Source organism: Metabacillus fastidiosus NBRC 101226, assembly GCF_001591625.1.
Taxonomy (GTDB): Bacteria; Bacillota; Bacilli; order Bacillales; family Bacillaceae; genus Metabacillus; species Metabacillus fastidiosus.
Genome location: NZ_BCVG01000038.1, coordinates 18,844 through 31,887 on the forward strand (window position 1 = coordinate 18,844; position 13,044 = coordinate 31,887).

Annotated in this window: 15 protein-coding genes and 1 riboswitch; of the genes, 10 read left to right on the forward strand and 5 right to left on the reverse strand. The window is 36.4% G+C overall.

All coding sequences use genetic code 11. The features are described 5' to 3' along the window. The first annotated feature begins 126 nt into the window (after nt 1–126). From BFA01S_RS11030 to BFA01S_RS11055, 6 genes are all read left to right on the forward strand, one after another. Nucleotides 127–1,752 (forward strand): YceG family protein, encoded by a 1,626-nt coding sequence (locus tag BFA01S_RS11030; protein ID WP_066229892.1) that lies wholly within the window; start codon nt 127–129, stop codon nt 1,750–1,752. A gap of 23 nt (nt 1,753–1,775) precedes the next feature. Continuing rightward, nucleotides 1,776–2,852 (forward strand): toxic anion resistance protein, encoded by a 1,077-nt coding sequence (locus BFA01S_RS11035; RefSeq protein WP_066229895.1) that lies wholly within the window; start codon nt 1,776–1,778, stop codon nt 2,850–2,852. Between the two features lie 31 nt (nt 2,853–2,883). Continuing rightward, nucleotides 2,884–3,696: a methyltransferase domain-containing protein gene (locus BFA01S_RS11040; protein WP_066229900.1), complete on the forward strand. Its 813-nt coding sequence runs from the start codon at nt 2,884–2,886 to the stop codon at nt 3,694–3,696. Between the two features lie 123 nt (nt 3,697–3,819). Then, a riboswitch (cobalamin riboswitch) is annotated at nt 3,820–4,011 on the forward strand. Nucleotides 4,012–4,207: 196 nt separating this feature from the next. Then, nucleotides 4,208–5,278 carry a FecCD family ABC transporter permease gene (locus BFA01S_RS11045; protein WP_066229924.1) on the forward strand — a complete coding sequence of 357 codons (1,071 nt, stop codon included), beginning with the start codon at nt 4,208–4,210 and terminating at the stop codon, nt 5,276–5,278. Then, nucleotides 5,275–6,042, forward strand: a complete 768-nt coding sequence (locus tag BFA01S_RS11050) for a heme ABC transporter ATP-binding protein (RefSeq protein WP_066229903.1) — start codon at nt 5,275–5,277, stop codon at nt 6,040–6,042. Before BFA01S_RS11045 ends, BFA01S_RS11050 begins: the two co-directional genes overlap by 4 nt. Before the next feature lie 21 nt (nt 6,043–6,063). Further along, the gene (locus BFA01S_RS11055; RefSeq protein WP_066229906.1) at nt 6,064–7,050 is read left to right on the forward strand and encodes an ABC transporter substrate-binding protein; all 987 of its coding nucleotides are present in this window, start codon (nt 6,064–6,066) and stop codon (nt 7,048–7,050) included. A gap of 49 nt (nt 7,051–7,099) precedes the next feature. Here the strand turns inward: BFA01S_RS11055 and BFA01S_RS11060 are convergent, their stop codons facing one another. Together BFA01S_RS11060 and BFA01S_RS11065 are read right to left on the reverse strand one after the other, a co-directional pair. Next, a complete protein-coding gene (locus BFA01S_RS11060; protein ID WP_066229910.1) occupies nt 7,100–8,428 on the reverse strand; it encodes a sensor histidine kinase in 1,329 nt (442 codons plus the stop codon). Beyond that, the gene (locus tag BFA01S_RS11065) at nt 8,425–9,090 is read right to left on the reverse strand and encodes a response regulator transcription factor (protein ID WP_066229912.1); all 666 of its coding nucleotides are present in this window, start codon (nt 9,088–9,090) and stop codon (nt 8,425–8,427) included. The genes BFA01S_RS11060 and BFA01S_RS11065 overlap by 4 nt, the downstream gene beginning before the upstream one ends. Nucleotides 9,091–9,252: 162 nt before the next feature. Here BFA01S_RS11065 and BFA01S_RS11070 point away from each other — a divergent pair, with 162 nt between their 5' ends. Further along, the gene (locus BFA01S_RS11070; RefSeq protein WP_066229915.1) at nt 9,253–10,470 is read left to right on the forward strand and encodes a S1C family serine protease; all 1,218 of its coding nucleotides are present in this window, start codon (nt 9,253–9,255) and stop codon (nt 10,468–10,470) included. A 49-nt stretch (nt 10,471–10,519) separates the two neighbouring features. Beyond that, nucleotides 10,520–10,672: a hypothetical protein gene (locus BFA01S_RS22830; RefSeq protein ID WP_169800470.1), complete on the forward strand. Its 153-nt coding sequence runs from the start codon at nt 10,520–10,522 to the stop codon at nt 10,670–10,672. A gap of 30 nt (nt 10,673–10,702) precedes the next feature. Here the strand turns inward: BFA01S_RS22830 and BFA01S_RS22835 are convergent, their stop codons facing one another. After that, the gene (locus tag BFA01S_RS22835) at nt 10,703–10,864 is read right to left on the reverse strand and encodes a hypothetical protein (RefSeq protein ID WP_169800471.1); all 162 of its coding nucleotides are present in this window, start codon (nt 10,862–10,864) and stop codon (nt 10,703–10,705) included. 134 nt (nt 10,865–10,998) lie between these two features. Between BFA01S_RS22835 and BFA01S_RS11075 the strand changes: the two genes are divergently transcribed. Then, nucleotides 10,999–11,208: a YozQ family protein gene (locus BFA01S_RS11075; protein WP_066229916.1), complete on the forward strand. Its 210-nt coding sequence runs from the start codon at nt 10,999–11,001 to the stop codon at nt 11,206–11,208. A 38-nt stretch (nt 11,209–11,246) separates the two neighbouring features. On the opposite strand, the gene BFA01S_RS11080 is transcribed toward BFA01S_RS11075, so the two are convergent. Further along, on the reverse strand, nt 11,247–11,537 hold the full coding sequence (locus BFA01S_RS11080) for a cytosolic protein (protein WP_066229917.1): 291 nt from the start codon (nt 11,535–11,537) through the stop codon (nt 11,247–11,249). 158 nt (nt 11,538–11,695) lie between these two features. On the opposite strand from BFA01S_RS11080, the gene BFA01S_RS21920 reads away from it, so the two are divergent. Further along, on the forward strand, nt 11,696–11,803 hold the full coding sequence (locus tag BFA01S_RS21920) for a YjcZ family sporulation protein (RefSeq protein WP_082799961.1): 108 nt from the start codon (nt 11,696–11,698) through the stop codon (nt 11,801–11,803). A 57-nt stretch (nt 11,804–11,860) separates the two neighbouring features. Here BFA01S_RS21920 and BFA01S_RS11085 read toward each other — a convergent pair whose 3' ends face one another. Further along, on the reverse strand, nt 11,861–12,994 hold the full coding sequence (locus BFA01S_RS11085; RefSeq protein WP_066229921.1) for a zinc-dependent alcohol dehydrogenase: 1,134 nt from the start codon (nt 12,992–12,994) through the stop codon (nt 11,861–11,863). Between the last annotated feature and the right edge of the window lie 50 nt (nt 12,995–13,044).

Genomic DNA, 13,044 nt, shown 5'->3' on the forward strand with positions numbered 1-13,044 from the left:
GAGAGTAATAATAGTGAATTGGCAGGAATAAGATTTAAGATTTTAAAGGCTCTTCAAGCAACTGTTATAAGATATCTATATAATAGTAAGTAATATGCCTATTATTATGAAGAAAGGAGAGGTAAGGTGAGCTACATACAAATTGAACCTGTTCTATATAAAACGACATCAGACTGGTTAGAATTATTTCTTTCTTCCAGCCGTACAAGGCCGGTTTATCAAATAGACGAAAATGTTTTCCGATTTAATAGGATTGCTATTCGGGTTTTAGGTGTTCCTTTAGACGAAGATGAATATTATAATACTTTATTTGATATGAGTGAGAAAGATTTTATTCATGTGTTAAATGAAGAGCTGGATAAGACGATAGAAAATCATGTTTTTCAAGAAATTCAGGATATTTTAATGATTCATCAGGAAGAACCTAAAGGACTGTCTATTAATCGGTTAATTGCCTTTATGTATGGAAGGAACCTTATCCCAAAGCATAAAGACCCGAGTATTAATCGGCATGTTCAGCTTTCAATTATAAAAGCAGTAAAACATTTTGAAAAATTCCAAAACAGCGGATTACAGTCTCCGGAGTTTCGCCGATTTTTAATTGATATGATTAAATGGCTGAAAAATCATTGGGAAAAATGGTCGGAAGCTCTTGCAATTGGTTCAGAGTTCCCTAAAGTTGTTTGGTATGGAGAGCTGTCAATAAGCCAGAAATACTTTTTATTACTATTAATGGAATTAGGCTGTGATATATTAATTTTTCATCCTAAAGGGGAAGATTTATTCGCTGAAGCAGATAGAGAAAATCAGCTTTCCCTCGTTTATGAATACTCGGATAAAGGAAATTTAGAGCCTTTCCCGACAGAACTGAGAGAACGCCAAACGACAGTCGCATATCGAGCGAATAAACAGCTGGAAAAGATGCTGAATGACAATGAAGCAGGTGTATATAAACCTTGGCAATTCAGAGAGTCCATTCCATCTGCTATAACTTTGAAAACAACATATGATGACATTTTTATTTATGCAAAAGAAAAAGCGATGATTAGACCAAGCTTTAAAATAGAAGAGGACAGAGTGTATATTCCTGCTATATTTGCAAAAGTAAAGGGAGTATCAAGGGACCGAACAGAATATTGGCAGAGAATGAAAGAATTAAAAGACTATCCGCTAGCTTTAAGTATTCGTGAATTTCCTTATTGTAAAACAACGAAAGCAAATTATCATTTTCATTATCAAAGATCCCTGGATAAACAGGGTGATTTAGTACCTGGAAAAATCATAACCGGGAATTGGTGGGCATATAAACATCTGCCTTTAGGATTACAAAAAGCTCTTGCACATACGATGAAGGAGTATTGCGAGCGGCCGAAGCTCAAGAAATTGAATCATGAAACGGAATATGATTTGCAATTGTTTTTATTTAAACAGGCTAGTATGATTCCGGAAGAAATTTTGCAGTTATTACAGAGATTTGATTATTCGCAAGAGGTTCCACGCATTGTTTTATATAATATGGAGACCAATGGAGAGCCTTCACGTGAGGATGCTGCATTGCTCTTATTTTTAAATGAGTTCGGATTAGATATTATTTTGTACAATCCGGCAGGACATACAGATATAGAAAATTATATTGATTCGACTTACTATGATACGCACTGGCTGGAAGAAATGGTTTTTGAACAGGAATATCAAGAATTTCAGCGTAATGAGAAGTCCTTGTTTAAGAAATTTATTAAACGTATCTTTTAGATGAAATAAATGGAGGAAAAATGATGACAAACGATGTACAGCTGCAAAAGGAAAACTTGAATGAACAAACAGCTAATGAGTTAAGGGTTCAATTGCGTGAAGAGCCGCAAGTGCTTCAAATTGTAAATGCAATGGATATAAAAAAGCAAAATGAACTGCTTTCTCTTGGAAAAGAACCAGCAGAAAGACTGTCCCGTTTTTCTGACCGGATTTTAAATACGATGACCCTTTCAAAAGTAGATGAATCAAGCCAATTGTTAAATCAGCTGGAGAAGCTGATGAAGCGGTTTGATCGAAATGAAATTACAAAAGAACCAAATCTTCTTCAAAAATTATTTCAGCGTGCAAAGCTTTCAACAGAAGCACTTTTTAAAAAATATCAAACATTGGGCAGCGAATTAGAAAAGATTCATGTGGAATTCGTCGCTATTGAAGATGAGTTAAAAAGAATGAATCATAATTTAGAAGGATTATATGAGGAAGATATTGAGTATTATTTTGAACTGGAGAAATATGTTGTAGCAGCAGAAATGAAGCTGGAAGAAGTAAATAAATTAATACCTGAATGTGAACAGAAAGCAAACGGTGGGAATCAATTAGCTCGGATAGAATTAGAAAATCTAAGGACAGTCAAAGAGTTATTGGAACGAAAAGTGGATGATTTAGAAAAAGCCCGTATGGTAGCAGTAATTGCTGCACCGCAAATTAAAACGATGCAAAGAGGCAATAATGATTTAATTGCAAAGATTAACAGTGCATTCGTTACGACAATTCCTATTTTCAAGATGGGAATTATTAATACAGTAAGTGCCAAACGTCAAAAAGTTCACTCTGATTCGTTAAATGCATTTGAAGACCGGGCAAACCAAATGCTGAAAGATGTAACGAGTGATATTATGAATCAAAGTGTAGAAATTGCAAAACGTTCAGGAAGTTCAAGTATTAAGATGGAAACGATTGAAAGTATGTGGGATACGATCGTAAAAGGGATTGCCGAATATAAACAAGTGAAAGAAGAACAATCAATGCAAAGAATTGAAGACAGGAAGAAACTAGAGGCACTTCGTGAAGATGCTAAAAAAGTATTATCACAATCTTAATGTCTAATCTTACAGTTCGGGAGAGAAAAGAATGGATTACATCCAATTATGGAAAGACTCGATGGTAGACCGTAATGGAAATATACCGAAACGATTAAAAGATGATGAGACAGAAGAAGCGTTTTGGGCTTCAATGGTCGAGAAGAAACAACGCTTTGAGGAAGATCCATATGCAAGAATTGTACAAAAAGAGCTTTTTTCTCTCTTAAATGATGATGACCATGTATTAGAAATTGGTCCTGGATGGGGAAACTATACTTTTGCCATTGCTAATAAAGTTCAGAAACTCACATGTATAGACAGTTCGAAAAGCATTATCCAGTTTTTGGACTCTCGTATTTCTTCTCAGCATGCCGATAATATTGAGCTTGTTCACGGGAAATTTGAAAGCGAACACACACAGAATAAATATGATGTTGTGTTCGGATTTAACTGTTATTATCGTATGTATGATATAGGACAAGCATTATTAAAGATGAATGAATCAGCAAACCGTTTAGTAATTGCCGGAATGACAACAGGTCCAGAAAAGCCTCATTATATGGAGCTGTATCGAATGGGCTATAGTATTAATTTAAAGCAGCGTGATTATATTCATATTTTAAATGTACTGTATCAGCTCGGTATTCTAGCAGATTGTAAAATTGTTCAGCTTCAAAGCAGGAAAACATATTCTTCTTATGAAAAACTGATCAAGGACAATGTAACGAAGATTTTAGATAAGGATTATAACCTTCAAGAAGTGGAGAAAGTTATTACTAAGTATGTGTCAGAGCAGGATGGTGTATATGAATATGCCTATCCGTTTCATGCGGCTTTAGTTTACTGGACTCCAGTTTCATAGGGGTTTAGGAGAACTATGGCAGGCTTGGTTATAAAGTGAAATTGGCTTCAGACTATTCATAGATTCAACGAGAAGTTGCAAATACACTGATACTATACTAAACTATTGAGAAACTTAACAATTACATAATAGTATCATTAGGTGCCTTTGTGAGAACAAGGGGTAACAGGGAATCGGGTGTAAGTCCCGAGCGGTCCCGCCACTGTAACCGAGTGAGTTTTCTTTCATTTTATGTCACTTGATTCTCTAATCAGGGAAGACGAAAGAATACGATGAACCGGAAGCCAGGAGACCTACCTAATGTATAGCGCCAAGCGTACCTTCGAGGAAAGGACAGGTGTACGGGAAAAGAAGACCTTTTGCTTTGTTTTGTACTGTCTTTAAATTAAATACTCGTAGCCTCGTTCTTTATTATAGGAACGAGGCTTTTCTATTATTATTTTGTGCAGCAGGTAAAGAGGAGGTTTAAAGATTGGGAGATTTACTTGGAGATCATTTGAAGAAGGAACGCATGAAAGCAAATAATTATCGTTCTAAACAGTTGTTTCGTTTTTTTATTTTCTTTCTTCTCTGTTCTCTTTTATTATCAATTACATTTGCTGTGACACTTGGCCCAGTTAAAATATCGCCTGTTACAGTGTGGAAAATTACTTTATCACATATTCCTTTTTTTGGTGAATACATTGATGCAGATTGGAGTAAGACACAGGAAAGAATTATTTGGGATATCCGTTTGGCTCGTGTTTTACTTGGAGCTGTTGTTGGTGCGGGACTTTCGGTTGTTGGAGTAGTAATACAAGCATTGGTACGGAATTCGCTTGCTGATCCATACATACTTGGAATTTCTTCTGGATCATCGGTTGCAGCAACGCTTGTTATCCTTTTTGGGGCTTTCTCTTTTTTTGGTCAGTATGCTCTGTCACTAGGAGCTTTCTTAGGAGCTGCATTGTCTATGATTCTTGTTTATATGCTCGCCCAAGCTGGCGGAAGAATTCAGACGACACGCCTGCTTTTAGCCGGTGTTGCGGTTTCTTTTATTATGTCTGCTGTAACTAATTTTATCGTGACGATGGCTCCAAAAGAATCCGGTATTAGGGAAGCGATGTTTTGGATGATGGGCAGCCTGGCTGGTGCTAAATGGGAGTACTTAACGATTCCTGCTGTTGTTATTATGCTTGGTTCAGGGTATCTTTTCCTTTATTCTCGCTCTCTTAATGTTCTGTTAATGGGAGAGGAGACTGCAGCAACACTTGGTATTAATATTGATAGTTTTCGTAAAATACTCGTTATTATTACATCTCTTATTACTGGTACAGTTGTAGCTGTAAGTGGATCAATCGGATTCATAGGGTTGGTTGTTCCGCATCTCGCCCGTCTTTTAGTTGGCTCTGATCATAAAAGAGTGCTTCCGGTAAGTATATTGATAGGAATGATTTTAGTTATTTGGTCTGATGTGTTTGCAAGATTAGTACTTGCACCGCAAGAGCTTCCTATCGGAGTAGTAACAGCAATTTGCGGGGGACCATTTTTTATATGGCTATTGAGACGCAGTTCTTATTCGTTTGGAGGTAACAATAAATGAAGCTGATAATGGAAGATATATGTCATAGCATTATGGAGACATCAATTGTTGAAGATATTTCAATACAAATAGAGACTGGAAAATTCATTGGTATCATTGGTCCGAATGGCAGTGGAAAGTCAACTATTTTAAAAATTGCATCCCGTATACTAAATCCTGATAAAGGAAGTGTTCAGCTGGATAATTACTATTTAGATCAGCTTCCTTTTAAGAAAACTGCCCAAAAAATGGCGGTTGTCAGTCAGGAGACCTCATTGACATTTGACTTTTCCGTTCAAGAAATAGTTTGGATGGGACGTTATCCATATAAGAAGCTTTTTCAGTCGGATACAGCAGAGGATGAGAATATTGTCAGTGAAGCATTAGAGCGTGTTGGCTTAAATGGCTATGAAAATCGGAATTTCATGAGCTTATCAGGAGGTGAAAAACAACGTGTATTAATCGCACGCGCACTTGCTCAGCAGGCAGAAATTATTATATTAGATGAACCGACAAATCATTTGGATATTCGCCACCAGCTTCAATTAATGGAACTTGTTAAAAAACTGAATATAACAGTAGTAGCTGCCCTGCATGATCTAAATATCGCCTCAATGTATTGTGATTATTTATATGTAATTCAAGATGGAAGGAGTGTAATGTCTGGCACTCCAGAAAATGTATTGACGAAAGGAAAAATCAGAAAAGTGTTTGGAGTAGAAACAGAAGTTATTATGCATCCAGTAACTAAAAAGCCCCATATTACTTACTTAACACATATTTAAAAAGTAAAGGAAGATTTTATAATGAAAATAAGCAGTAAGAAAATGTTTTTGCTAAGTATTTCTTTATTGATTCTAATAGCATTAGCTGCTTGCGGTAATCAAAGTGAACCTGCTGGGAAAAAGGAAGAAAATCAAACGGGAAGCGATGGACTCATCATTACAAATATGGAGCGTACTGTTACATATACAGAAGTACCGAAAAGAGTAGTCTCTTTAAATCAGCATGCAACGGAGATTATGCTTGCCCTTGGGTTAGAAGATTCAATGGTTGGCACAGCGTATTTAGATGATCAGATCTTGCCTGAGTTTGAGGAAAAGTATAATAATATTCCAGTATTAGCGAAGGAATATCCATCAACAGAAGTATTTTTGGCAACAGAACCCGATTTTGCCTATGCTGGCTGGAAAAATGCTTTTACAGAAAAAACATTGGGTACTGTAGAGGAACTAGAAGAGCTTGGTATTAAAACATATATTCAGGAATCATCTAATAAAACAGCGCCAACATTAGAGGAAGTATATAAAGATATTGGAAATATCGGTCGCATTTTCCATGTGGAAAAAAAGGCGGAAGAAGTCATTAATCAAATGAAGAAAGATATTGAAGAGATAACAAATCAAATTGGGGCAGTTGAAAAACCGCTTAACGTATTTGTATATGACAGTGGAGAAGACAAGCCGTTTACAGCAGCTAATAATTATTTAACAAATCTTATTAAAATTGCGGGAGCCAGAAATATTTTTGATGATATTCAAAAGGGATGGGCGGACGTCAGTTGGGAGGAAGTAGTGAACCGTAATCCAGATGTTATTGTCATTATTGATTACGGTGATATATCAGTGAAACAAAAACAAGAATTATTGCTTTCTAAAAAAGAACTTGCAGATATTCCTGCTGTTAAAAACAAACAATTTGTCATCTTGCCACTTTCTGCAGGAGCAGAAGGAATTCGTGCACCATATGCTTTAAAAACACTTGCAGAAGGATTTTATCCAAATAAATTTTAAAAAGAAAAGACAAGATCCCAATATTCTCTTTTCGGGTCTTGTCCTAATTTTAAAACTGTACATAAAAGGCGGCACCGTCTAATTCATTACTAGCTGACACTTCCGCCTTATGAAGCAGGGCGATTTGCTTGACTATGCTTAGTCCGAGGCCGAATTCGCCTTGCTGTCCTTTTTGAAATGGTTCAAATAATTTATCTAATATTGCTTCATCAATTGGCGGTCCATCATTCCAAATTCGAATGACAGGCGCAGACTCCATTTCTTTATTTTTAATTGTTACATCTATTGTGCTCTTTGCATATCTTAGTGCATTTTCGAGAAGGTTTTCGATTAGTTTTCCCCATTGTTCTTTATCACCGGCAATTTGGAGTTTTTCTATATTTACATTCCAATTGAGATCAGACCTCATCCATTTCAATCTTTCTACTTTATCTAAAACTAAAGAATCAAGCTGAAACTCTTGTTGAGTTGGATTTCGTGAAGATAAGAAATCAAGCTTTGTTAAATAGAGAAGATCTTTTATTTTTTTTTCAAGCCGTTCTGCTTCTTCTTCAATGACATCCATCGATTTCAGCAAATCACCCTTTGGATAAATGCCGTCTTTAACAGACTGGGTATATCCGCGAATAACCATGACAGGGGTTTTTAAGTCATGTGAAATATTTTGCAGTAATGTTTGCTGGGCTGCATCTTTTCGAACGAGATGCTGTCTCATTTTTTCAATCGTTTCAGCAAGCTTGCCAATTTCATCTTTACGGTTTACATTAATTTCTTCATGCCACTCTTGCTCAGAAATATTTTTAACATGTTTCTCCAATGTAATGAGCGGTTTAGATAAGTATTTTGCTAACCAAATAGCAGGAATCCAGCTTAAAAGAAAGACGATAATCATGACGAGCATTAATTGTCTGAAGAGAGTAAAAACGAGTGTTTGCCGGTAAGAATCCCATGTGTAGGAGAGCAAATAGCTTGATTCTCCATTTACTGATAATTTCCGAATAACATAAAATAACCGGTTTCCGTTAATATCTTCACTATATCGCTTAGAAATAGTCGTTTGTTCACTGGCTAACTTTTGAGTATAAGTGATAAAATTAGTAGGGAGATCACCTGAATAAAAAAAGAACGAGCGCTGTTCGGGCAAAATAATGTGTTCGACTGAGCGATCATGTAAAGATACATCAGGATCACTTACAGAGCTGTCCGGATTACCGAATTCAGTTAATACACGCTGCTCATTTTCAATTGATTTATAAATTTCTTTTGTGAAAAAATCTCTTAATGTTGTTGGAAATAAAATGATTAGTAAAATAGAAATTGCCAATAATATTCCTGAAAAGACAAGCCAAATCTGGAAAGATAATGATTTGTTTTTCATTGTGTAAGCATCCTGTACCCATAACCATAAATCGTTTCAATTTTAAGTTCAGGCATTTTTTTTCGAAGTCTTCTAACTAAATCATCGACAACACGATCTGATCCGAAATAATCGGTTCCCCATACTTCAAGCAGTACTTGTTCTCTCGAAAATGCTTGGCCCTCGTTATGAATAAAGAAACAGAGTAAGTCGAATTCTTTTGAAGTTAAATTTAAATCTTGTCCGTCCAAATAAGCAATTCTAAGTTTTTCATCTATTACATATGGTGCGAGGGAGCGCCTTTGATTAGCAGCATTTTCATAAGTACGAGCCAATAATTTTTGGGCGCGAATGACGAGCTCTCTCGGTAGAAATGGTTTTGCAATATAATCATCGCTGCCAAGCTCTAAACCGAGAATTCTATCAATATCAGCATCTCTTGCTGAAATAAAAATGACGGGTACTTCTGGTGTTGTTGCTTTAATTTCCCGAATGAGTTTGTAGCCGTCAATATCGGGTAACATAATATCTAGAATCCATAAATGAGGCGGCTTGTTTATTACTTTTCTAGCTGCTTCCCCAGTTTGAAAAGAGGAAACCGACCAGCTTTCATTTTTTAAATACGTTGTTAATAGTTCATTTAAGTTTGCTTCATCTTCTACGAGATAAATAATGTAATCCAAGTTTTTTCACACTCCTTCATAATTATTATACAATTATGAAAATAAGTAATAATAGCTTTTCATAATTTCCCATAATTCTTTCATAATTCCACCAAAATTCTTCAGTAAAATAAAAGTAACGATGAAGCGAATGAAAATCGTAAATAAGGAGGGTGTTCTTTTATGGGATACTATGATGAATTTGAAAATGCAAAATATGAGAATAAGAAAAAGGGTACTGGTAAAACAATTCTTACTTCATTAATTAGCGGAGCATTAGGTGGTGCTTTAGTATTAGGTGTGATGACATTTAATGAGGATGAACAGCAGCCTGGTCAGGAAGCAGCTATTAGTCAAGCTAAAAATTATGCTGAAGAAGCATCTGTGCCGGTTGCAACGAAAGAGCTGAAAGCTGGCGGCAGTATTGCAGATATTGTTGACAGCCTGTCACCGGCGATTATCGGTATTACGAATATGCAGCAAAGCTCCAGTTTCTTTGATGAAGGCATGGAAACAGTGGAAGCAGGGACAGGGTCTGGTGTGATTTTTAAACAATCTGGAAAAGACGCATTTATTATTACGAATAATCATGTAATTGAAGGATCACAAGCAATTGAAGTAACCCTTCATAACGGTGAAAAAGTGAGTGCAGAGCTTATCGGAACAGATCCGCTAACAGATATTGCTGTTCTGAAAATTGATAGTAAAAATGTAAAAGCTATCGCGAAATTTGGTGACTCTTCGAAGCTTCGTACAGGGGAGAACGTGATTGCAATTGGGAATCCGCTTGGACTTGATCTGTACAGTACTGTCACACAAGGAATTATTAGCGGAAAGGACCGTACAATTAATACGAATACAAGCGAAGGTACATGGGGATTAAATGTACTGCAGACAGATGCTGCGATCAATCCGGGGAACAGCGGAGGTCCGCTTATTAACATGAGCGGAGAAGTAATCGGAATTAATACATTAAAAATTGGTCAAACCGGTGTAGAAGGAATTGGTTTTGCTGTTCCTAGTAATGATGTTATGCAAGTGGCTGGACAATTATTAGAGACAGGAAAAGTACAAAGACCATTTCTTGGTGTCGGTTTAAGAGATGTAAGTGAGTTTCCTCAATATCAGTTACAAGAAAATATAGGCTTGCCGGAGAATATGACAGAAGGTGTAATTATTGCCAGCGTCTCACCTAATTCACCTGCACAGGTTGCCGGTTTGCAAAAGCTGGATGTTATTACTGCTATTGATGGTGAAGAAGTGAAAACAACAAATGATTTAAGAAGATTGCTTTATACATCTACTAATATCGGAGATGAAATTAAAGTGAAATTTTACCGTGGAAAAGAACAAAAAACAGTTACGGTAAAACTGACAAGCAAAGATGCTACAAATGCGTAATAAAGTACAACGTGATAGGGGAAAGCTACATTTGAAAGGATGATTTCAAATGAAAAAAATAAATAAGATTGACAAAAATAAAATTGCCCCTGGAATGGATGATCACGAAGAACTTAATGAAAACGCAACAAAACAAGAAATACAAGAGGGAGACTCTACAAAAGTTGTTACGATGTCTTTTGATGAAGTAGATCCATCTTAAAAAGAAGGAGCGGACAGAAGTCTTGCTCCTTTATGTTCTTTTTCCTTTTTCACTATGTGACGGATCTGTATTATTATTAGTCGATGCCTCGTAACCGACTCTGTAATGGTAATCTCTTTTTTGTTTCAGTGCATCTGGCATTGTATATTGATGATCTGTTTGAAATTGCTTATCCTTATTGTGATTCCTCATCATACTCACCTGCATTTCTAAATTTTATTTCATTCTAATTTGCCCATTTCAATTATTTTCATTCCACATGTTTAAAACGATTTCCATTAACAAATAGTATGTTTGTAGGAAGAATTAAAAGAGGAGTGAGGATAATGGAAAAAAAGCAAAAAGTAAACAGCGCACATATTGCTGGTAAGCATTATAATGTTTCTGATTATGACAACAAGGAAGATACTCTCTCATCGGGTCTTGCAGTTACGCATGAACAAGTATCTGATAATTATATGGAAGGAACTATTGATGCGGTTATTGAAAGAGAAGACGGCACAGTTGATGAGATTCCGAAAAAAGGGTACGAATAAGCAATTTATATAGGGAGAAAGCTAAAGTGGAAAAGACTTTAGCTTTCTTCTGGTTTCGTATATGGCTGTTCTTCATTTCTGCTTTTTTCATCATTTGTCTCGTGTGCCTGAGGGAATTGGCGAGGGAGGTCCTGATGCAGATTTCTGAATTCATAAGTGGAATTCGTATAAAATTGCTGGCCATCTTCCCAAGGAGTGCTTTTATTCTCAACTGGTGTATCATTGCCTCTTGGTGCACCGTAAGGACCTTCTGGATAATCTTCTGCAGTTAAAAAATTTCTCTGTTTTTCTACATTTGAAAAGTCAGTGTAATTCTCTTCCTTATCCATATTATCACCTCAATTATTAGTTTTTCCATACGTTCTTGTAAAAGTAATGGAAAGTATAGGTATAATTCTTAATTTTATTCCTCCAAACGATTGTCCATTTCCTTTCATAAATCAAAGCATAGAATATCTGTAAGCCGATTGAAAGAGAGGTGGTAATAATGGGTTACCAAGGTAATGGTGGATATGGAGCTGGATTTGCATTAATCGTTGTTCTATTCATTCTTTTAATTATTGTTGGTGCTGCTTATGTTGGCGGCGGATACTAATTTTTTCTAGTGGTGAATGAGGGAAAGTGGGCTGCTTTTTTGGCGGCCCCTTTCTATTTAAGGCTTTAAAATGACTTTAATACAATTATCCTCTTTATCATTAAATATTTTATAGCCATGCGGTGCTTCTTCTAACGGAAGCTTATGTGTAATGATCTTTGTAGGATCAATATGTCCATTTGTAATTTGTTCATATAAACGAGGCATATAGTGACGTGCTGGTGCTAGTCCCATTTTTATCGTAATATTTCTTGAGAAAAAAGGACCTAATGGGAACATCTGATATAGACCGCCATAAACACCAGTCAGCTGTAATGTCCCGCCTTTTCGAACCGCCTTTGTCGCGATTTGAATCGGTCCAATCGTTCCTCCAGTAAGCTTTAACTTTTGACCAGCCCATTCAAGCGGTGATTTTTTCCCATCCATTCCGACACAGTCAATAACGATATCAGCACCACCTTTTGTCAGTTCTTTTAACGTTTCTCCCATATCGTCGTATTTTGTGAAATCGAATATTTCTGTTTTATTCATTTTATTAGAATGTTCCAGTCTATTTTCAATATAATCTACAGCTATAACCCGTTCTGCCCCTTTTTGCCAGGCGAATTGCTGTGCCATTAATCCGACAGGACCACACCCTAGGACAATGACTGTATCACCTTTTTTTACACCTGCATGTTCAACGCTCCAATAGGCAGTAGGGAGAACATCTGATAAAAATAATAATGATTCATCTTCAAGCTCACAGTTTTCTGGAATAACAAATGGAGTATAATTGCCAAAAGGTACTCTTAAATATTCTGCTTGTCCACCAGGATAGTTACCAAATTTCTCCGAGTAGCCAAAATAGCCGCCGGAGTCATAATGGGGATTTGAATTATCGCACTGGCTTTCTAAGTCATCGAGACAGTATGGACAAGTTCCACATGCTACTGTAAATGGAATGACGACACGATCCCCTTTTTTCACTTTTGTTACATCAGGTCCAACCTCTTCTACAATTCCCATCGGTTCATGACCGATAATATAACCGATAGGCAAAGGGAAATTCCCTTGATACAGATGAAGATCTGAACCGCATATTGCTGTTGAAGTAATTTTTATAATGACATCCTGACGATCTTGGATTCTCGGTGCTTCAACTGTTTTTACAGCAACCTCGTGTTTCCCTTCATAAGTGACAGCTCGCATGTGATCCTCCTATTAAAGATATAATTTATCCCAGCCTTAACGAGCAGTAA